A 20,040-nucleotide genomic window follows, 5' to 3' on the forward strand; every position below is an offset into this window, starting at 1 on the left:
GCAGTATCGCGTGACGGAAGTGACGCGCGCTACGGCGCGTGCTGCCGGACGCGCCTCACGACTCGCCCAGCAGCGTCAGGAAGTCCCGGAACGCCCCCGGCATGTCCACCGACTCCGGATCCAGCAGCCACTGGTACTGCAACCCGTCCAGCACCGCCACCATGAGCGGCGCCGCTCGCTCCGGGGCCAGCCCGCTCGGCAGCCGGTCGCCGTACTCCGCGCGCAGCAGCTCCGCCATCGAGCCGCGCACCCGGCCGTACCGCTCGGCGAAGTACGTCCGCGCCGGATGCCCCTCCGTCACGCTCTCCCCGAGCAGCGCGGAGAAGGTCTGGACGATGCCCGGCCGCATCGCGTTGTACTCGACCAGCGAGGCGAGCAGATCCAGGCGCAGACCGTCGGCGGGCAGGGCGTCCCAGCGGTCCCGTTCCTCCAGGACCGCGACCAGCAGCGCCTCCTTGTTCGGGAAGTGGTGCATCAGCCCCTGCTGGGTGAGCCCGACCCGCTCGGCCACGGCGGCCAGGCTCGCGCCCCGGTACCCCCGCTCGGCGATGACCTCGACGGCGGCCCGCAGGATCTCCGCGCGCCGCTCCGCGCTCCTGCCCCTGGTCGTCATGGCGTCACCGTACGTCATACCAACGGTCGTCATGTAACGACCAGATAACGAAACCTACCGATCACCAGGTGCCGGGTGCAGGATGAGGACGTCCGAACGGCTTTCGACGAGGAGGTGCCGCGGTGGCTGAGACAGCGGTGGAGACCGAGGCTCGGGAGGCGGCCGTCGAGGCCGCCCTCGGCAAGCTCGACCTGGAGGCGAAGACACGGCTGCTGGCCGGGCAGGACATGTGGACCCTGCCCGCGTTCCCGCAGATCGGCCTCGCCTCCCTGGTGATGTCCGACGGCCCGATCGGCGTCCGGGGGGTGCGCTGGAGCGCCGACGACCCCTCCGTGGCGCTGCCCTCCCCGACCGCGCTGGCCGCCTCCTGGGACCCGGAGCTGGCCCGCCGCGCCGGGGTGCTGCTGGCCCAGGAGGCCCGCCGCAAGGGCGTCCACGTGCTGCTCGCCCCGACCGTCAACCTGCACCGCTCCCCGCTCGGCGGCCGGCACTTCGAGGCGTACAGCGAGGACCCGTACCTCACCGGCCGGATCGGCACCGGCTATGTCACCGGCGTCCAGTCCGGCGGCGTCGGCACCACCGTGAAGCACTTCGTCGCCAACGACGCCGAGACCGACCGCTTCACCGTGAACAACCTGGTCTCCGAACGCGCCCTGCGCGAGCTGTACCTGGCCCCCTTCGAGGCGATCGTCGCCGACGCCCGCCCCTGGGGCGTCATGACCGCCTACAACTCGGTCAACGGCCCGACCATGACCGAGCACCACCGCCTGGTCGAGGAGGTGCTGCGCGGCGAGTGGGGCTTCGACGGCTTCAACGTCTCCGACTGGACCGCCGCCCGCTCCACCACCGGCGCCATCGACGGCGGCCTGGACGTCGCGATGCCCGGCCCCGGCACCGTCTACGGCGAGGCCCTCGCGCAGGCCGTGCGCGACGGCCGGGTCGAGGAGGCCAAGGTCGACGCCGCCGTGCGCAACGTGCTGCGGCTCGCCGCCCGCGTCGGCATCCTCCAGGGCGCCGAACCGGTCGTCCCCGAGCCCCCGGCCCCGGTGGACGGCGCCGCCCTCGCCCGCGAGATCGCCCGCCGCTCCTTCGTCCTGGTCCGCAACGAGGGCGGAGCCCTTCCCCTGCGGCCCGGCACCGTCGCCCTCATCGGCGCCGCCGCCCGCGACGCCCGGGTCCTCGGCGGCGGCTCCGCCACCGTCTTCCCCGCGCACGTCGTCTCCCCGCTCGACGGCCTCACCGCCGCCCTCCCCGAGGGCACCCTCCGCTACGCCGTCGGCGCCGACCCCAACACCGAACTCGCCGTCGCCGGCCAGGGCTTCGCCCTGCGCACCGTCTGCCACGACGCCGACGGCCGGGTCATCGGCACCGCCAACGCCCCCGACGGCCACGTCCAGTGGATGGGCTCCGACCTGCCCGAGGGCGTCACCCACGAGGCCCTGCACACCGTCGACCTCACCGGCACCTTCACCCCGCGCGAGAGCGGCACCCACACCTTCGGCATCAAGGGCCTGGGCGCCTTCGCCCTCACCGTCGACGGCACCACGTACTTCGACGACGTGCAGCGCCCCGTCAAGGACGACCCCTTCCTGTCCTTCTTCGGCGCCCCCGAGCCCCGCGCCGAGGTGGAGCTGACCGCCGGCCGGCCGGTCGAGGTCAGCCTGCGGTACGTCGTCGACCTCCCCGACGACATGCCGATGAAGGTCATCACCTTCTCGCTCTGCCACGCCGAACCCGTACGCGACCCCGACGAGCTGATCGCCGAGGCCGTCGAGGCCGCCCGGGGTGCCGACACCGCCGTGGTGGTCGTCGCCACCACCGAACGCGTCGAGTCCGAGGGCTTCGACCGCACCGACCTCAAGCTCCCCGGCCGCCAGGACGACCTGGTCCGCGCCGTCGCCGCCGCCAACCCGAACACCGTCGTGGTGGTCAACGCCGGCTCCCCGGTCGAACTGCCCTGGCGGGACGAGGTCGCCGCCGTGCTGCTGAGCTGGTTCCCCGGCCAGGAGGGCGGCGCCGCGCTCGCCGACGTACTGACCGGAGCGCAGGAGCCGGGCGGCCGCCTCCCCACCACCTGGGGCTCCCTGGCCGACGCCCCGGTCACCCAGGTCGTCCCCGAGAACGGCGAACTCCCCTACACCGAGGACGTCTTCATCGGCTACCGCGCCTGGGAACGGGCAGGCCGCACCCCCGCCTACCCCTTCGGCCACGGCCTCGGCTACACCGACTGGACCTACGAGTCCCTCCAGGTCACCGGCACCACCGTGCGGGTCCGCCTGCGCAACACCGGCGACCGCCCCGGCCGCGAGGTCGTCCAGCTCTACCTGGCCCCCGCCCAGCCCGACCCCACCCGCCCCGCCCGCTGGCTGGCCGGATTCGCCGGCGTCGAGGCCGCCCCCGGCGAACGCGCCGAGATCACCGTCGAACTGCCCCGACGCGCCTTCGAGGTCTGGGACGAGGCGGCGGGCACCTGGTCGTTTGTGAAGGGTTCGTACGAACTCCAGGCCGGGCGCTCGATCGCCGACCGCCGGATCACCGCGCCGATTAACGTCTGAGACCGAGGCCGCTCACCTGACGAGCGGCCTCCCGGGACAGCCCCGGCCCGGACCTGACGACCGGGCCGGGGCTCGGTCCTGTCCGCCGTCGCCTCAGCGCACGGAGAACCCGTACACCGTCTCCGACCGGAACACCTCGCCCGGCGCCAGCACGGTGCTCGGGAAGGCCGGCCGGTTCGGCGAGTCGGGGAAGTGCTGGGTCTCCAGCGCGATCCCGTCCCCGGGCGCGAACGGCTCCGCCAGGTGGTCGGCGGTGTACAGCTGGAGCCCGGGCTCGGTGGTCGCCACCGTCAGCACCCGTCCGGACGCCGGGTCGTACAGCTCCGCGACCTCCTCGGCCGCCGCCGTCACCCCCTTGTCCAGCACGAAGTTGTGGTCGTATCCCGACCCGACCTTCCGCGCCTCACGGAAGTCGAAACGGGTCCCGTCCACGTCCGCCAGCTCGCCCGTCGGGATCAGGTCCGCGTCCACCGGAGTGATCCGCGAGGCGGCGATCCGCAGCTCGTGCCCGCCCGCGTGACCGGCGCCCCGGCCGCCCAGGTGGAAGTAGCTGTGGTTGGTCAGGTTCACCACCGTCGGCGCGTCCGTGACCGCCTCGTACGCGATCCGCAGCGCCCCCGACCCGTCCAGCGTGTACGTCACCGACAGCTCCAGCCGGCCCGGGAAGCCCTCCTCGCCGTGCGGGCTGACCCGGCGCAGCCGCACCCCGTGCTCGACGGGCGCCGCGTCCCACACGTACTTGTCGAAACCGCGCTCACCGCCGTGCAGCGCGTTCGGCCAGTTGTTGCGCGCCAGCGTGTACGTCTCGCCGTCCAGCGTGAAGCGCCCGCCCGCGATCCGGTTGGCGTACCGCCCGACCAGGGCGCCGAAGTAGGGCCCCGGATGCGTCAGATACCCCTCCAGGTCATCGAACCCCAGCACCACGTCGCCACTCCGCCCGTCCCGGTCGGGGACCTCGGCCGACTGCACGATCCCGCCGTACGACAGGACCCGTACCCGCACGCCCGCCCGCTCCAGGGTCCAGCGGTGCACCGGGGTGCTGTCCGGAAGTGTTCCGAAGAGTTCGTTCATGTGCGAACTCTAAGACACGGCGGAATCAGGACTCCCGCGCCGTGACCGCCCGGTAGGCGATCGCCGCCAGCCGGGCCTGCCCGTCCACGCTCGGGTGGAACCAGTCCCAGTGACTCAACTGCCCGGTCCCGAACCGGTAGTCGTACACGGCACCCCCGTCGGTCCGGCACCGCTCGTCCGCCGCGCACACCTCGGCCAGCACCGCGTTGTAGTCCTCCACCCGCTGCGCCACGGTCGCCCGCCGCGAGGTCGCCGCCGCGTCCACCGCGTCCGCGTCCCCCAGCATCGACGGGCAGATCCCCAGCTTCCACACCTGCTTGCCCAGCGCGCTGGTCCGCCCCTGCGACCACAGCCGCTTCAGGTCCGGGATGCTCGACACGTACACCTGCGCCTTCGGCAGCTCCGCCCGCAGCGTCCGCATCGCGTCCTCGAACTGCTCCCGGAACTCCGCCACCGGCGTCATCGCCGCCGTACTCGCCCGGCAGGCGTCGTTGGCCCCCACCATCACCGTCACCAGCTCCGGCCGGTGCTTCGCCGCCCGGGTCACCTGCCCGGCCAGGTCCGCCATCCGGGCCCCGGTCACCGCGTGGTTCCAGCTCCGCCCGGCCGCCCGCTGCTTCCCCAGCAGCCGTACGGCGAGACTGTCGACCTCGGCGCTGTCGCCCGTCGCCCACGACACCTCCGGACAGTCCGACAGGACCGTACAGGCGTCGAACCCCCGGGTGATGGAGTCGCCCACCGCCGCGACCGACTCCGGGGAGGTGTCCCACACGGGCGTGGGCGTCGGGGACGGCGACCCGCCGGACTCGGCGGAGCCGCCGGAGTCGCACGCGCCGGCCCCCAGCACGGCCGTGGTGAGGACGGCGAGCACGGCCCGCGTACGCCGGCGGCCCCGCCCGCCCCGGTACGTCCCCTGTCCCATGCCCGCGTCCCATCCTTGTCGTGCCGCCACGATCTCCCACAGCTCCAACCCATGACACCGCGCCAGGGTTCCCGGGGCCCGCGAAGCAACGTCCCACACCCGCACAAGCGTCCTGCCGGGTGAATGGCGGGGGTTTCCCGCTGCCGGGACCGACGGTACGTCACACTCCGCACGCCACCGCACGGTAGCCTCGCCCTCGACACGGCCCACCGGGCCGCTGCCGTTCCGCCCCTTCCGAGATGTCCCGCTCTGCCCGGAGGTTCCGGTGACGACACGTGGAGTTCTGTACGTGCACTCCGCTCCGCGCGCGCTCTGCCCCCACGTCGAGTGGGCCGTCGCGGGCGTACTCGGCACGCGCGTCAGCCTGGACTGGATCCGGCAGCCCGCCGCCCCCGGCACCTGGCGCTCGGAGTTCTCCTGGCAGGGCCAGGCCGGCATCGCCTCCAAGCTGGCCTCCGCGCTGCGCGGCTGGCAGCTGCTGCGCTTCGAGGTCACCGCCGAGCCCGGCGCCTCCCACGAGGGCGAGCGCTACAGCTGCACCCCCGACCTCGGCATCTTCCACGCCGTCACCGGCATCCACGGCGACATCCTCATCCCCGAGGACCGCCTGCGCGCCGCCCTGCAACGCTCCCAGCGCGGCGAGACGGACCTGGCATCCGACCTGGCCCGCCTCCTCGGCAAGCCCTGGGACGACGAACTGGAGCCGTTCAGGTACGCGGGCGAGGGCGCCCCGGTGCGGTGGCTGCACCAGGTGGTCTGACCGCGGCGCCCCGTAGGGGCGCGGCGAACTGCGTGACCAGTCACATCCGGCCCGCACCCGGCACACGGCACACACCGAAACGGCGATGGCCCGGACCCTCTCTCAAGGGCCCGGGCCATCAGCACTCACGGCGCTGCGTCACACCGTCCGGAACGCCAGCACCACGTTGTGCCCCCCGAACCCGAACGAGTCGTTCAACGCGGCGATCCGCCCGTCCACGGGCAGCTTCCGCGCCTCCCCCCGCACGATGTCCGCGTTGGCCGCGGCCTCCGGGTCCAGGTCGGTCACATTGATCGTCGGCGGAGCCACCCGGTGGTACAGCGCGAGCACGGTCGCGACCGTCTCGACCCCGCCCGCACCGCCGAGCAGATGCCCGGTCATCGACTTCGTGGCGGAGACGGCCATGTGGTCCGCGTCGTCCCCGAACACCTTCCGCAGCGCCTTCAGCTCGGCGATGTCACCGGCCGGCGTCGACGTGGCGTGCGCGTTGACGTGCACGATCTCCGCCGGGTCCAGGTCGGTGCGGTCCAGCAGGTTCTGCAGGGCGTGGGAGATACCGCGCCCCTCCGGCTCCGGCTGCACGATGTCGTGGCTGTCGGCGGAGATGCCCTGTCCGACGGCCTCCGCGTAGACCCGGGCGCCGCGCGCCGCGGCGTGCTCGGCGGACTCCAGGACGATGACGCCCGCGCCCTCACCGAGGACGAAGCCGTCGCGCCCCGTGTCGAAGGGACGGGACGCGCCCTGCGGGTCGTCGTTGTTCTTGGACATCGCCATCATGTTGCCGAACGCGGCGATGGGCAGCGGGTGGATCGCCGCCTCCGTGCCGCCGGCCACGACGATGTCGGCACGGCCGGTGCGGATCATCTCGATGGCGTAGCCGATGGCCTCGGCGCCCGAAGCGCAGGCGGAGACCGGGGTGTGCACGCCCGCCCGGGCGCCCACGGCGAGGCCGACGTTGGCGGACGGGCCGTTCGGCATCAGCATCGGCACGGTGTGCGGGGAGACCCGGCGGACGCCCTTCTCCTTCAGCACGTCGTACTGGTCGAGCAGCGTCGTCACCCCGCCGATGCCGGAGGCGACGACCGCGCCCAGCCGGTCGGGGTCGACGTCGGCGCCCTCGCCGGCCTTGGCGTCGAAACCGGCGTCCTTCCACGCCTCCTGCGCCGCGATCAGCGCGAACTGCGCCGAACGGTCCAGGCGGCGGGCCTGCGGCCGCGGGATGGTCTCGGTCGGCTCCACGGCCACCGGGGCCGCGATACGGACCGCCTGGTCGGCGGCCCACTCCTGGTCGAGCGGCTTGACACCGGACTTGCCGGCCACCAGGCCCTCCCAGGTGGAAGCTGCGTCGCCACCCAGCGGTGTGGTTGCGCCGATACCGGTGACGACCACGGTGCGATTGGTCGAGCTCACGGGAATTCTTTCTCCAGATACGAGGATTCGAACGGCGCCACCGCCGGGTGGCGGGGCATCAGCCCAAGGCAGTGATCGGCGGATCAGCCCTGGTGCTTGAGGATGTACTCGGTCGCGTCGCCGACCGTCTTGAGGTTCTTGACGTCCTCGTCGGGGATCTTGACGTCGAAGCGCTCTTCGGCGGCGACGACGACCTCGACCATGGACAGCGAGTCGACGTCCAGGTCGTCGGTGAACGACTTGTCCAGCTCGACGTCCTCGACCGGGATGCCGGCGATCTCGTTCACGATCTCCGCGAGACCGGCGACGATCTCTTCCTGAGTGGCGGCCATGAGGGCGCTCCTTCGTTGTGTTCCGTAAGGGTGTGGCGGTGCGTTCCGCACCGGACTCATGAATGATCCGGCACGGAGTGCCTAGGGGAGAGTAACGACCGTCGCGGCGTAGACGAGACCCGCCCCGAAGCCGATGACGAGTGCGGTGTCGCCGCTCTTCGCCTCGCCGGTCGCCAGGAGCCGCTCCATCGCGAGCGGGATCGAGGCGGCCGAGGTGTTGCCGGTGGTGCGGATGTCACGGGCGACCGTGACGTGCTCCGGCAGCTTCAGCGTCTTCACCATCGAGTCGATGATCCGCACGTTGGCCTGGTGCGGGATGAAGACGTCCAGTTCGTCCGAGGTGATTCCGGCGGCGTCCAGGGCCTGCTGGGCGACCTTCGCCATCTCGAACACGGCCCAGCGGAACACCGCCTGGCCTTCCTGCGTGATCGCGGGGAACTTCACGTTGCCCTCGCTGTCGAGGGGCAGTTCGGCGATGTCGCCGATCCTGAACCGGTCCCAGGACACGGTCTGCTTGATCGTCTCCGACTTGTCGCCCTCGGAGCCCCAGACCGTCGGGCCGATCGCCGGCTCCTGCGAAGGGCCGACCACGACCGCGCCCGCGCCGTCGCCGAAGAGGAACGCGGTGGCCCGGTCCTCCAGGTCGGTCAGGTCGCTGAGCCGCTCGACGCCGATGACAAGTACGTACTCTGCCGAACCCTCGACGATCATGCCCTTGGCCAGCGTCAGCCCGTAGCCGAAGCCCGCGCAGCCCGCCGAGATGTCGAACGCGGCGGCCTTGTCCGTGCCCAGCTGGTCGGCGATGGCGGTGGCGATGGCCGGGGTCTGGGAGAAGTGCGACACGGTCGACACGACGACGGCACCGATCTGGTGGGCGTCGATCCCCGCGTCCGCGATCGCCTTGCCGGACGCCTCGACGGACATCGCGGCGACGGTCTCCTCGGGGCTCGCCCAGTGCCGGGTCTCGATGCCGGAGCGGGAGCGGATCCACTCGTCGGACGAGTCGATCTTCTCCAGGATCACCTCGTTGGGCACCACCCGGGTCGGGCGGTAGCCGCCGACACCGAGGATGCGCGCGTACGGGGCTCCCTTGCTTGGCTTGATCTTCGACATGCTCTCGGGCTCCTTCTCACGCACCGTGTTCCGCGATCAGCTCGCGGGCGGCGTCGAGGTCGGCGGGGGACTTGAGGGCCAGCGTCTTCACGCCGGGCAGCGCGCGCTTGGCCAGCCCGGTGAGCGTGCCGCCGGGGCACACCTCGATCAGGGCGGTGACTCCCAGCTCCTTGAACGTCTCCATGCACAGGTCCCAGCGGACCGGGTTGGCGACCTGGCCGACCAGCCGGTCGAGCACCTCGACGCCGACGGAGACGGTGCGGCCGTCCTTGTTGGAGACGTAGGGGACGGCGGGGTCGGCGGGGGACAGCTTCTTGGCGGCCTCGGCGAGCGCGTCGACGGCGGGAGCCATGTGGTGCGTGTGGAAGGCGCCGGCCACCTTCAGCGGGACGACCTTGCGGACGCCCTCCGGCTTGTCCTCGGCGAGCGCGGCGAGCTGCCGCATCGTTCCGGCGGCGACGATCTGCCCGGCGCCGTTGACGTTGGCCGGGGTCAGGCCGAGCTTCTCCAGGTGCGCCACACTGACCTCGGGGTCGCCGCCGAGCAGCGCGGACATCCCGGTCTCGGCGGTGGCGGCGGCCTCGGCCATGGCCAGACCCCGCTTGCGTACGAGGGTCAGCGCGGCGGTGTCGTCCAGGACGCCCGCGAAGGCCGCGGCGGTGATCTCGCCGACGCTGTGGCCCGCGACCGCGCCCGGGGCGATCTCGGAGACGGCGCCGAGCGCCGAGGCCGAGAGCAGACCGGCGGCGACCAGCAGCGGCTGGGCGACGGCCGTGTCACGGATCGCGTCGGCGTCGGCCTCGGTGCCGTAGTGGGCGAGGTCGAGGCCGATGGTCTCCGACCACGCGGCGACGCGGTCGGCGGCGCCGGGGAGCTGGAGCCAGTCAGTCAGGAAGCCGGGCGTCTGAGCACCCTGGCCGGGAGCGACGAGTACGAGCACTCTCACACTCTCTCTTGGGGACGGGCGTGGCCGCCCGTGGGGACAGGGACGAAGAACGGGGAGGGGTTTTGTCGACCCCCCACAAAAGACTAGGGTTGTGGATCTCCATCGGCCAGACGCCCCAGGATCAGCGCGATCCGCAGGGTGAACGCGGATCGTACATCGGAGGGTGACCAGCCGGTGACATCAGTCACACGTCGGAGCCGGTAGCGCACGGTGTTGGGGTGAACGAACAGCATCCGGGCGGCCCCTTCGAGGCTGCTCGCCTGTTCGAGATAGACGCTGAGCGTCTCCAGCAGCGCCGCGCCGGCTTCCTCCAGCGGTCTGTAGATCTCCTCCACCAGCTGCTCGCGGGCCGCGGGGTCCCCGGCCATCGCGCGCTCCGGAAGCAGATCGTCCGCCAGCACCGGGCGCGGGGCGTCCGGCCAGGCCGAGCCCGCCTTCAGCCCGGCCGCGGCGGCCTGCGCGGACCGGGTCGCGGCGAGCAGGTCGGGCACGACGGGACCGGCCACGACCGCCCCCTGCGCGAACGGCCCGATCAGCGACTTGGCGACGGCGAGCGGGTTGTCGCTGCCGCCCGCGATCACCACCAGCCGGTCGCCGAGCACCCCGGTCAGCACCTGGAGCTTGGCGTACCGCGCCGCCCGCCGGATCGCCTCCACGGTCAGCTCGGAGTCACCGTCGGGCGCCGTGCCCAGCACCACGCACACGTGCTCGGGGGAGTTCCACCCGAGGGCGGCGGCCCGCGACACGGCCCCCTCGTCGGCCTCCCCGCTGAGCACCGCGTTCACCACCAGCGACTCCAGGCGCGCGTCCCAGGCACCGCGTGCCTCGGCGGCCTGCGCGTAGACCTGGGCGGTGGCGAAGGCGATCTCCCGGGCGTACACCAGCAGCGCCTCGCGCAGCACGGACTCGTCGCCGGGCGCGGCCACCTCGTCGATCGCGGACTCCATCACCTCGATCGTGGTCCGCACCATCTCCACGGTCTGCCGCAGCGTGATCGCCCGGGTCAGCTCGCGCGGCGCGGTCCCGAAGACGTCGGTGGAGATGGCCTGCGGGGTGTCCGGCCGCCGGAACCACTCGGTGAACGCGGCGATGCCCGCCTGGGCGACCAGCCCGATCCAGGACCGGTTCTCCGGCGGCATGGCCCGGTACCACGGCAGGGTCTCGTCCATCCGCGTGATCGCCTGCGCGGCGAGCGACCCGGCGGACTGCTCCAGCCGCTTCAGGGTCGCGGAGTGCGGATGGGCGGGACGCGCTGCGGGGGGCCTGCTGGCTTCGGGTTCGGGCACGGGGACAAGACTGCCTTATCGGGACGGGCACCTGTGCCGTCGGGTCTACGGTGGACGGTGTGATGGACGTACGCCGCGCCGACGAGCGCTACCCCGGAGGCGACCCGGCGGCCGGGATCGAGTCGCGGCACGCCTTCTCCTTCGGGCCCCACTACGACCCGGACAACCTCCGCTTCGGCGCCCTGATCGCCTGCAACGAGGAACGGCTCGCGCCCGGCGCCGGCTTCGACGAGCACCCGCACAGCCACACCGAGATCGTGACCTGGGTGGTCGAGGGCGAGCTGACCCACCGGGACAGCACCGGCCGGGAGACGGTCGTGCGCGCCGGGGACGTGCAGCGGCTGAGCGCCGCGGGCGGCGTACGGCACGTGGAGCGCAACGACGGCCCGGCGCCGCTGGTCTTCGTCCAGATGTGGCTGGCCCCGCGCGCGCCCGGCGGCACCCCGTCCTACGAGATCGTCCGCGGCATTGCCGACTCCACGCCGTACGCCCTCCCTGCGGCCGGCGCCCTGCTGCACGTACGGCGGCTGGCGGCGGGGGAGCGGACGGCGGTGCCCGACGGGGCGTACGTGTACGTCCACGTCGTGCGCGGCACGGTGCTGCTGGACGGGGCCGAGCTGGGCCCCGGTGACGCGGCGCGGGTCACCGGGGCGAAGGGCCTGGCGGCGGAGGGCGGGACGGAGGCGGAGCTGCTGCTGTGGGAGATGGCGGCCTGACTCAGCCGCGCCGCTGCCGCGCCTTCCGCTCCTTGACCGCCGCGCGGCGCTTCTCCTCCGCCTCCCACAGGGCCTGCAGCTCACGGGTGCGTTCGTCGAGCTCGACCGGCTGGTCCTCGTCGTCCTCCCACAGCCCTTGTTCCTTCAGCTGCCGGGTGTGGACCTCGATCGGCGGTTCCGGGTCGTAGTCGCTGGGCCGGGGGCCCTCCGGCCCGTCGGGTCCGATCCGCACCAGCCGCTCGACCCGGGTGACGCGGAACCGCGTCCCGTCCACGCTGAGGCTGTTGGCGCGCTTCTCGTCCAACTTGTCGGCGGCCCGCGCGTACTCCGCCTTCTTCTCGTCCGACAGCCGCAGCGTGAACGGCGCCATGACCCGCAGCCACCCGGCGAGGGCGTCGCGCGCGCCCTGCGGCGTGGAGTGCGAGGCGCCGGGGTTGTGCGACTGCCACTCCCCGTCCGTCCGCTCGGCGACCATGAACACGGCCGGCAGCAGCACCCCGCCCGGGTAGTCGCGGGCCGCCCGCCGCGCGTCCCGGCGCACGTCCTCGGGTGCGCCGGGGCCGGGCCCGACGAACTGCACGAGGTCCAGCCTCAGCAGGCTGTCGGCGAGCCCGGTGCTGGTGTACGGGTCGACGACGAAGCCCTTGGTGCGCCGCGGCTCGCGGTAGCCCTCGCCGACCTCCGCCGGGTCGGGGTCGGAGGGGCGGGGCGGCTCGGGCCCGGCGTTGCCCAGCCGGACGAACTTCGCGGCCCGGACGATGCGGAAGTGCTCCCCGTGGACCCGGAGGTCGTCGACGACCTCCCGGTCCATGCGCAGGGCCCCCGACATCCACGTCTTCTGGGCCTTGGCGTCCCCGGCCTCCTCGGCCGCCTTGGCCCGCATCCGGAAGTGGGACCCCAGGGAGTCCCGGGCGCCCTGCGGGGTGTCGTTGCCGTACTCGGACAGCTCCCAGCCGCCGGTGTCCAGCTCGCGCGCGTGGAAGAACTCCCCGAGGCCCACCCCCAGCAACTCGGGGTACCGCTCCCGCGCCTCCCACGCCTCCTGCTCGGCGAACGCCGCGATGGGGCCGTCCTGCGGGGCGACCCGGAAGGTCAGGTAACCCGGTGCTCTGTCTGCGTAACCGCTCATGTACTCAATGTGCTGGAAGCCGGAGCGGTTTCGCCGGGGAACGGGAGAATCACTCCCGGATCAGCTACGGATAAGCCCCGGATCACCCCCTGTCGGCGAGCACCGCGTCCGTGAACGGCGGCCACACCTCGACCGCCCACGGTCCGAACGCCCGGTCGGTGAGCGCCACGCAGGCCAGCCCCGCGTCCGGGTCGATCCACAGGAACGTACCCGACTGCCCGAAGTGCCCGAAGGTGCGCGGCGAGGACGCGGAGCCCGTCCAGTGCGGGGACTTGCCGTCGCGGATCTCGAAGCCGAGGCCCCAGTCGTTGGGGTTCTGGTGGCCGTAGCCCGGCAGCACGCCCTTGACGCCCGGGTACTGCACGGTCATCGCCTCGGCGACGGTGCGCGGGTCCAGCAGCCGCGGCGCCTGCACCTCGGCGGCGAAGCGCAGCAGGTCCTCGACGGTGGAGACGCCGTCCTTGGCGGGGGAGCCTTCGAGCGTCGTGGACGTCATGCCGAGCGGGGCGAGGACCGCCTGCCGGGCGTACTCGGCGAACGGGATGTCGGTGGCCTTGGCGATGTGGTCGCCGAGCTGCTCGAAACCGGCGTTGGAGTACAGCCGCCGCTCCCCGGGCGACGCGGTCGCGCGGTGCTCGTCGAAGGCCAGCCCGGAGGTGTGCGCGAGCAGGTGCCGCACCGTCGACCCGGGCGGGCCGGCGGGCTCGTCCAGCTCGATCGCCCCCTCCTCGTGGGCGACGAGGGCCGCGTAGGCGGCGAGCGGCTTGGTGACCGAGGCCAGCGGGAAGGGCCGCCCCACGGGGCCGTGGGTGCCCAGCACGGTGCCGTCCGCCCGTACGACACCCGCCGCGGCGGTGGGAACCGGCCAGTTCTCGATCAACGCGAGGCTCTTCAGCGACATGGCGTCGAGCCTAGGCGGCCTACAGGTACAGCCGCATCGAGGGGTCGGTGTCCCGCGTGAAACCGAGGGAGGCGTACAGCGGCTCGGCGTCGGCGGACGCGGTCAGCATGACGTGTCCGGCACCCCGCTCCCGGAACCACTCCAGCAACTCCGCCATGCACGCGCGCGCGTACCCGCGGCGCCGGGCGTCCGGGTCGGTGGCGACGCTGAAGACGTAGCCGATCAGCCCGAGCGGGTTGCCGGCCCGCCCGATGCGGTACTCCAGTGTCCCGGCCACCAGCGCGGCCAGCGCCTCCGGCCGCTCCGGGTGGTCGACGACGAACGCGGCGAAGTCCCCGTCCGGCTCGGCCAGCCGGCCACGCAGCGTCGGCAGCGACTCGGCGTGCCAGCCGGTGTCGCCCGGCCCCGCCGCCAGCGAGTCGATCATCACCTGACGCAGGCGGAGCACTTCCCCGGCGTCCCCGGGCACGGCACGGCGTACGAGACTCATGCCCCAGACGGTAGTGATCCTCCCCGTGCCGTGTCCGGCGATTTTCCGCCGCGCGGCTTGCCTGGAGCGCACTCCAAGGTCATAGCGTGGGCGCCATGACGGTGATGCAGACCACGGCCCCGGCCACGGCCTCCCGGCCGGACACCACCCGCACCGGCACCTGCTCCTCGGGACCCCGGCGCCACCCGCGCCCCGACGGCCAGGACCACTACACCATCAGCGAGGTCGTCGCCCACACCGGCCTGACCGCGCACACCCTGCGCTGGTACGAGCGGATCGGCCTGATGTCGCACATCGACCGCTCGCACACCGGCCAGCGCCGCTACCGCAACCGCGACCTGGACTGGCTCGACTTCGTCGGCAAGCTCCGGCTGACCGGCATGCCGGTCGCCGACATGGTCCGGTACGCCGAGCTGGTGCGCGAGGGCGACGGCACCTACCGTGCCCGCCGCGAACTGCTGGAGGCGACCCGGCGCGACGTGCTGACCCGGATCGCGGAACTCCAGGACACCCTCTCCGTCCTCGACCTGAAGATCAGCTTCTACGAGGGGGCCGGGAGTTAGAGCTGGGCCAGCAGCTCCGCCTTCTTCACCGAGAACTCCTCGTCCGTGACCAGTCCCGCCTGGTGCAGTTCCCCGAGGTGCCGGATGCGCTCGGCGATGTCGGCGGGGTCGCGGCGGGCCGGCGCCGTGGCGGCCGGTACCGCCACCGGACCGGCCCTGCGCACCGCCGCCAGCACCGCCGCGGCGAACGGCAGCGACTCGTGCACCGCCCCGTAGCCCAGGCCGAACACCACGGACGCCGGGTCCTGGTCGGCCTGCGCGGGCGCCGGTTCGCCGTCGCGGCGCGCCAGGCGCAGGTAGCCGTCGAGCACCTCGGGGGAGCGCCACTCCACCCCGCTGAGGCCGGCGACCGGGAAGGTCTGGTCGCCGGCCTTCCACTTCGCCGACGACGCCCCGGTCCAGAACCACCGGAACGACACCGCGTTCCCGTCGAAGGACGCCTTCGCGTCGTACGCCTTGAAGTGCAGCGGTGCGTCGGGCGCCGCCACCAGGTACTCCTCGGCGGGAGCGGCGCCGGCACCGGGCAGCCGTGCCCGCAGCTCGTCGGCGTAGTACTCGGCGAGCACCTCCCGCTCGGCCGGCAGCACCAGCCGGTACGGGTCGGACGACTCCTTCAGCTGTCCCGCCGCCGCCTCCATCAGCGGGTCGGCGCCCGCGCGGGGTTCGATGCGCAGCACGACCGTGCCGCGTCGGCCGGGCGTCAGCGTCACGCCCGCGACGGCGTCGAGGGGGACGCGGCGTTCCCCCAGCACTTGGAACAGCTTCGGTGTTCGAATCCCCCGTTCGTAACGGATGAGCACGGAGTCGGACCCGAACTCCCAGGCGGCATGAAATCCGGCCAGTACGTCACCCATGCGGCTCATCGTATGCGGCACCGGCTGTCGCGTCCTATCCCCGCGCGGACCGCGGTTTCCGTCGTCTCTACGCGCGTCCGGCCGCAACGGCCGCGGACAAACCGGTCCGGCAGCTTCCGGATTCGCCGGCGCAGTCCACCGAGCGGTACGCGCCAACTCCGATCCGCGCGAAGTTGGCCAGGCTCGCCGTCCCCGGGACGAAGTAGCCGCTGTGCCCCTCGGCACCCCGCGCCGACAGCACGCGCGCCCCGAACGCGGCGGACACCGGATCGGCGCCGTGCCCGAGCCCGCCCCACTCCAGGTACGGCACGCTCCGGATCCAGTCGTCGGCGTCCCGCATCGCCCACACCCGGGCCGAGGTGCCCAGCCGGGCGGCGCTCTCCACCCGCATGCCGGGGCTGCCGGCCACCGCGACGTCGGTGACCCGGCCGGGCAGTGACCGGGCCGCCGCCAGGCCGCAGACCACCGAGCCGTAGCTGTGGCAGAAGAGGGAGACCGGCGACTTCCCGGGCAGCGCGCGCACCAGCGCGGCCAGCCGGACCGCGCCGTCCGCGGCGAGCGTCGCGGTGGCCGCGTCCACGCCCAGGCCGCTGGGCGCGGTGTAGTCGGCCCAGGCGATGACCGCCGTACGGGTCGCCGGGCGGGCCGCGCGCTCGGCCCGGTACAGGGCCTTGGCCATGCCGACCGGTGCGCTGTACGCGCGCTCGGTGCGCTGGAAGGTGAGCAGGTCGGTGTCGGAGCCGGGGACGACGACGGAGACCCGTTCGGCGCGGTCCAGGCTGCCGAACACCTCGGCGACGCGGCCGGAGCCGTCCGGGTCGAAGGCGAGGATGTGCCGTCCGGGGCGCAGCAGCTGCTCGTACCGGTGCATGCGGGCCGCCGCCTCGCGCTGCCCGGCGGGGGAGAGCCGGCGGTCGTGCAGACGCCGCCGCTCCTGGGTCCGGGCCGTTTCGAGCGCGGCCCGGTTGGCTCTGTAACGCAGGGCCACGGGGGCGCCGTTCATGTTGCCCACGGCGAGCGGGTAGCGGCGGGCCAGGGAGGAGCGCTGGGCCTCGGTGAGCGAGGCGAAGAAGCGCGCGAGGCGGACGGGTCCGGTGCCGGTGTCCGGCAGCCGGTGTCCGTCGAGGCGGCCGCGCTCCCACGCGGTGACCGACGCCTGGAGCGGCGTCGCCTCCCGCTGGCCTCGCAGGGCGGTCCAGCCGGTGGTGGCCAGCATGACGAACACCACGGCCAGCGCGAGCAGCGCCCGCCAGACATTCAGTTGCGGGGAGGTGTCGAAAGAAGTCACTGGGAGGACACACTAGGAGAACGAGACGGTCTCGGGTGTGCCAAGTGACGCGGATCACGTTTCGATCACACCGTACGGGGATCAGGTCGTGCGCCAGTTCCCCGTCAGTGCCGGTTCGAGCTGGTCCAGATGGGTGTCGGTCAGGGTCCGCAGGGCCGTGAGGCTGGCGTCGCCGCGTGTCGTCCAGGTCCGCTCCGTCACCCGCATCACCGCGCCGAAGGCGGCCACCACCACGCGGGGCCGGGGGTCCGCGTCCACGTCCAGGCCCTCGCGCTCGGCGATCACCCGCGCGATCTGCTCCTCCAGCTCCGTGGCGCGGTGCAGATGGGCGGCGAGCAGGGCGGGCGTCGACTCGATCACCTGGTAGAAGCGCAGGTGCACGTCGAGGGGGACGAGCTGTTCGATGGCCTCGCCGATGCCGTCCCAGCTCTCCGCCAGGGCCAGGCGCAGCGCGTCCAGCGGCGCCTCGTCCGCCGGGCGGGCGCGCACCGCCTCGACGAAGCTCGCCTCGGCGAGGCGGGCCACGTAGAACGCCGCGTCCTGCTTGCTGGCGAAGTAACGGAAGAAGGTGCGCTGCGAGACGTCGACGGCCGCGGCGATGTCGTCGACGGTCGTCTCCTCGTAGCCCTGCTCGGTGAACAGGTCGAGGGCGGCCCGCAGCAGGGCGTCCCGGGTGCGCTGCTTCTTGCGTTCGCGCAGCGATCTCAAATGGGCTCTCCTTCAACACTTCCCCCAGTTCAGGCTATAGGGGAGTGTCCTGTCAGTTACCGACTTGTGAATCCGTTTGTCAATTGTCAGTGGCTGTCACTAGCCTCGAATGTATGACTAGTCAGACCATCGAGACGACGGGGCCGGGGGACCGGGGGCCGTCGGACGCCGGGCCGGCCAAGGGGCTGCGCGGCCATCCGTGGGCCACGCTCATCACCGTCGCCGTCGGGGTCATGATGGTGGCCCTCGACGGCACCATCGTGGCCATCGCCAATCCCGCCATCGGCAAGGACCTCGGCGCGAGCTGGTCCGAGCTGCAATGGATCACCAACGCGTACTTCCTCGCCCTCGCGGTCACCCTGATCACCGCGGGCAAGCTCGGCGACCGCTTCGGCCACCGGCAGACCTTCCTGATCGGCGTGGCGGGCTTCGCCGTGTCCTCCGGGGCGATCGGACTGTCCAGCAGCATCGGCGCGGTCATCGTCTTCCGGGTCTTCCAGGGCCTGTTCGGCGCGCTGCTGATGCCGGCCGCGCTGGGGCTGCTGCGGGCGACCTTCCCGGCCGAGAAGCTCAACATGGCCATCGGCATCTGGGGCATGGTCATCGGCGCGTCCACGGCGGGCGGGCCGATCCTGGGCGGCGTGCTGGTCGAGCACGTCAACTGGCAGTCCGTGTTCTTCATCAACGTGCCGGTGGGCGTGCTCGCCCTGGTGCTCGGCGTACTGATCCTGCTGGACCACCGGGCCGAGAACGCGCCGCGCTCCTTCGACATCGTCGGCATCGTGCTGCTGTCGGCCTCGATGTTCTGCCTGGTGTGGGCGCTCATCAAGGCTCCCGAGTGGGGCTGGGGCGACGGGAAGACCTGGCTGTTCATCGTGGTGGCGGTGGTCGGCTTCGGGCTCTTCTCCTTCTGGGAGACGAAGGTCAAGGAGCCGTTGATCCCGCTGGCCATGTTCCGCTCGGTGCCGCTGTCGGCCGGTGTGGTGCTGATGGTGCTGATGGCGATCGCCTTCATGGGCGGCCTGTTCTTCGTCACCTTCTACCTGCAGAACGTGCACGGGATGAGCCCGGTCGACGCCGGTCTGCACCTGCTGCCGCTGACCGCGATGATGATCGTCGGCTCGCCGGCGGCGGGCGCGATGATCACCAAGTTCGGGCCGCGGGTGCCGCTGGCCGGCGGCATGGCGCTCACCGCGATCGCGATGTACGGCATGTCGACGCTGGAGACGGACACCGGCAGCCTGGCGATGTCGATCTGGTTCGCCCTGCTGGGGCTGGGCCTGGCGCCGGTCATGGTCGGCGCGACCGAGGTCATCGTCGGCAACGCGCCGCTGGAGCTGTCCGGTGTGGCCGGCGGTCTCCAGCAGGCGGCGATGCAGATCGGCGGCAGCCTCGGTACGGCGGTGCTGGGCGCGGTGATGGCCTCCAAGGTGGACAACGACTTCGCGGGCAACTGGGCGGACGCGGGGCTGCCGCAGCTCACGCCGGCCCAGCTGGACCAGGCCGCGGAGGGGGTCCAGCAGGGGATCGCTCCGGTGCCGGAGGGGACCCCGGCGCCGATCGCCGAGAAGATCGCGGACGTCGCGCACGACACGTTCATCTCCGGGATGAGCCTGGCGTCGCTGACCGCGGCGGGAGTCGCGGTGGTGGCGGTGTTCGTGGCGTTTCTGACGAAGCGGGGGGAGAACGCGGAGGCGGGCGCGGGCGTCGGCCACATCTGACGGGCCGTCGGTCCGCGTCTTCGGTCCGTGGTTCGCTCATCAGGGTGACGATTGCGGTGAACCCCTCCCTTCCGGCGGGCGCCGCAGGTCACAGTGGGTCAGGTTTCTGCGGCGCGCTGCTGGAGGGGGGCAGCGCGCGGGCAGCGCCTCGCCGGGGGGATTGGCCGTCTCATCGGGGGTACTCGCTCATCGAACCCGAAATGGACCCGAACTCAGGCAAGGGTTCAGGGAGTTGATGATGGCGAGCTTCGGACATGGAACGCGCAGGCACCCTCGCTCACGTGGCCGGACGTGGTCAGGGAGCGGGCCGGATCGCGCGACGCTCGGGATCATCGGGGTCATCTGCGCGGTCGCCGGGTTCTTCGTGCTGGGGATCGTCCTCGGCCCCGCGGCGATCGTCTGCGGCTGGCTCGCCATGGGCCGGACCTGGGCGGGCTCCCGCCCGCTCCAGGCCGTCATCGCCGTGACGCTGGGCGCGATCGACACGCTGGTCGCCCTGGTCGGGCTGATCGGGTACGGCGCGTCACTTTGAACTGAGACGGGAGACGCCTGCGGCGCAGCCGCGGCTCCGGTGGGGGTGCGCGTAGCGCCCAGTCGTGTGCGGGTGGGTCGGGGCCGGGGTGGGGGGTGTCCGTCCTCGGAACGGCGCGGAATCGGTCACT

Annotated in this window: 20 protein-coding genes; 6 read left to right on the plus strand and 14 right to left on the minus strand. The window is 72.7% G+C overall.

Annotation, left to right across the window (positions count from 1 at the left end):
* Positions 1–55 precede the first annotated feature (55 nt).
* Entirely contained in the window at positions 56–631 is a 576-nt protein-coding gene (locus tag ACIQR3_RS22295) for a TetR/AcrR family transcriptional regulator (protein WP_403541551.1), read from the minus strand.
* Between the two features lie 104 nt (positions 632–735).
* Here ACIQR3_RS22295 and ACIQR3_RS22300 point away from each other — a divergent pair, with 104 nt between their 5' ends.
* A complete protein-coding gene (locus ACIQR3_RS22300) occupies positions 736–3,168 on the plus strand; it encodes a beta-glucosidase H (protein ID WP_403541497.1) in 2,433 nt (810 codons plus the stop codon).
* Between the two features lie 93 nt (positions 3,169–3,261).
* Here the strand turns inward: ACIQR3_RS22300 and ACIQR3_RS22305 are convergent, their stop codons facing one another.
* Together ACIQR3_RS22305 and ACIQR3_RS22310 are read right to left on the minus strand one after the other, a co-directional pair.
* Complete coding sequence (locus ACIQR3_RS22305; RefSeq protein ID WP_403541500.1) at positions 3,262–4,239, minus strand: aldose epimerase family protein; 978 nt, start codon at positions 4,237–4,239, stop codon at positions 3,262–3,264.
* 25 nt (positions 4,240–4,264) lie between these two features.
* Positions 4,265–5,161 (minus strand): SGNH/GDSL hydrolase family protein, encoded by an 897-nt coding sequence (locus ACIQR3_RS22310; protein WP_403541502.1) that lies wholly within the window; start codon positions 5,159–5,161, stop codon positions 4,265–4,267.
* Between the two features lie 265 nt (positions 5,162–5,426).
* Between ACIQR3_RS22310 and ACIQR3_RS22315 the strand changes: the two genes are divergently transcribed.
* Complete coding sequence (locus tag ACIQR3_RS22315; protein ID WP_215169431.1) at positions 5,427–5,921, plus strand: DUF3145 domain-containing protein; 495 nt, start codon at positions 5,427–5,429, stop codon at positions 5,919–5,921.
* Positions 5,922–6,059: 138 nt separating this feature from the next.
* Here the strand turns inward: ACIQR3_RS22315 and fabF are convergent, their stop codons facing one another.
* The 5 genes from fabF to fasR form a co-directional block, all read right to left on the minus strand.
* On the minus strand, positions 6,060–7,331 hold the full coding sequence (gene fabF, locus ACIQR3_RS22320) for a beta-ketoacyl-ACP synthase II (protein WP_215169433.1): 1,272 nt from the start codon (positions 7,329–7,331) through the stop codon (positions 6,060–6,062).
* Positions 7,332–7,414: 83 nt separating this feature from the next.
* The gene (locus tag ACIQR3_RS22325) at positions 7,415–7,663 is read right to left on the minus strand and encodes an acyl carrier protein (RefSeq protein ID WP_215169434.1); all 249 of its coding nucleotides are present in this window, start codon (positions 7,661–7,663) and stop codon (positions 7,415–7,417) included.
* A gap of 81 nt (positions 7,664–7,744) precedes the next feature.
* Entirely contained in the window at positions 7,745–8,776 is a 1,032-nt protein-coding gene (locus ACIQR3_RS22330; RefSeq protein WP_403541505.1) for a ketoacyl-ACP synthase III, read from the minus strand.
* A 16-nt stretch (positions 8,777–8,792) separates the two neighbouring features.
* On the minus strand, positions 8,793–9,716 hold the full coding sequence (locus ACIQR3_RS22335) for an ACP S-malonyltransferase (RefSeq protein WP_403541507.1): 924 nt from the start codon (positions 9,714–9,716) through the stop codon (positions 8,793–8,795).
* Between the two features lie 89 nt (positions 9,717–9,805).
* Positions 9,806–11,008: a fatty acid biosynthesis transcriptional regulator FasR gene (fasR, locus tag ACIQR3_RS22340; protein WP_215169440.1), complete on the minus strand. Its 1,203-nt coding sequence runs from the start codon at positions 11,006–11,008 to the stop codon at positions 9,806–9,808.
* Between the two features lie 62 nt (positions 11,009–11,070).
* Here fasR and ACIQR3_RS22345 point away from each other — a divergent pair, with 62 nt between their 5' ends.
* Complete coding sequence (locus tag ACIQR3_RS22345) at positions 11,071–11,724, plus strand: pirin family protein (protein WP_403541553.1); 654 nt, start codon at positions 11,071–11,073, stop codon at positions 11,722–11,724.
* A gap of 1 nt (position 11,725) precedes the next feature.
* Here the strand turns inward: ACIQR3_RS22345 and ACIQR3_RS22350 are convergent, their stop codons facing one another.
* The 3 genes from ACIQR3_RS22350 to ACIQR3_RS22360 form a co-directional block, all read right to left on the minus strand.
* A complete protein-coding gene (locus tag ACIQR3_RS22350) occupies positions 11,726–12,853 on the minus strand; it encodes a DUF5954 family protein (protein ID WP_403541513.1) in 1,128 nt (375 codons plus the stop codon).
* A gap of 82 nt (positions 12,854–12,935) precedes the next feature.
* Entirely contained in the window at positions 12,936–13,754 is an 819-nt protein-coding gene (locus ACIQR3_RS22355) for a serine hydrolase domain-containing protein (protein ID WP_403541516.1), read from the minus strand.
* Positions 13,755–13,773: 19 nt separating this feature from the next.
* Positions 13,774–14,244 carry a GNAT family N-acetyltransferase gene (locus ACIQR3_RS22360; RefSeq protein WP_403541518.1) on the minus strand — a complete coding sequence of 157 codons (471 nt, stop codon included), beginning with the start codon at positions 14,242–14,244 and terminating at the stop codon, positions 13,774–13,776.
* 95 nt (positions 14,245–14,339) lie between these two features.
* On the opposite strand from ACIQR3_RS22360, the gene ACIQR3_RS22365 reads away from it, so the two are divergent.
* Positions 14,340–14,807, plus strand: a complete 468-nt coding sequence (locus ACIQR3_RS22365; RefSeq protein ID WP_403541520.1) for a MerR family transcriptional regulator — start codon at positions 14,340–14,342, stop codon at positions 14,805–14,807.
* On the opposite strand, the gene ACIQR3_RS22370 is transcribed toward ACIQR3_RS22365, so the two are convergent.
* The 3 genes from ACIQR3_RS22370 to ACIQR3_RS22380 form a co-directional block, all read right to left on the minus strand.
* Complete coding sequence (locus ACIQR3_RS22370; RefSeq protein ID WP_403541522.1) at positions 14,804–15,670, minus strand: DUF4429 domain-containing protein; 867 nt, start codon at positions 15,668–15,670, stop codon at positions 14,804–14,806. The genes ACIQR3_RS22365 and ACIQR3_RS22370 overlap by 4 nt on opposite strands.
* Positions 15,671–15,728: 58 nt before the next feature.
* Entirely contained in the window at positions 15,729–16,949 is a 1,221-nt protein-coding gene (locus ACIQR3_RS22375) for an alpha/beta hydrolase (RefSeq protein WP_403541524.1), read from the minus strand.
* Between the two features lie 81 nt (positions 16,950–17,030).
* Positions 17,031–17,657 carry a TetR family transcriptional regulator gene (locus ACIQR3_RS22380; RefSeq protein WP_403541527.1) on the minus strand — a complete coding sequence of 209 codons (627 nt, stop codon included), beginning with the start codon at positions 17,655–17,657 and terminating at the stop codon, positions 17,031–17,033.
* 113 nt (positions 17,658–17,770) lie between these two features.
* Here ACIQR3_RS22380 and ACIQR3_RS22385 point away from each other — a divergent pair, with 113 nt between their 5' ends.
* Positions 17,771–19,378: an MFS transporter gene (locus ACIQR3_RS22385; protein ID WP_403541530.1), complete on the plus strand. Its 1,608-nt coding sequence runs from the start codon at positions 17,771–17,773 to the stop codon at positions 19,376–19,378.
* Positions 19,379–19,613: 235 nt separating this feature from the next.
* Positions 19,614–19,910 (plus strand): small hydrophobic protein, encoded by a 297-nt coding sequence (locus ACIQR3_RS22390; RefSeq protein WP_403541533.1) that lies wholly within the window; start codon positions 19,614–19,616, stop codon positions 19,908–19,910.
* Positions 19,911–20,040 lie beyond the last annotated feature (130 nt).

This window comes from Streptomyces sp. NPDC090994 (assembly GCF_044768905.1).
Taxonomy (GTDB): Bacteria; Actinomycetota; Actinomycetes; order Streptomycetales; family Streptomycetaceae; genus Streptomyces.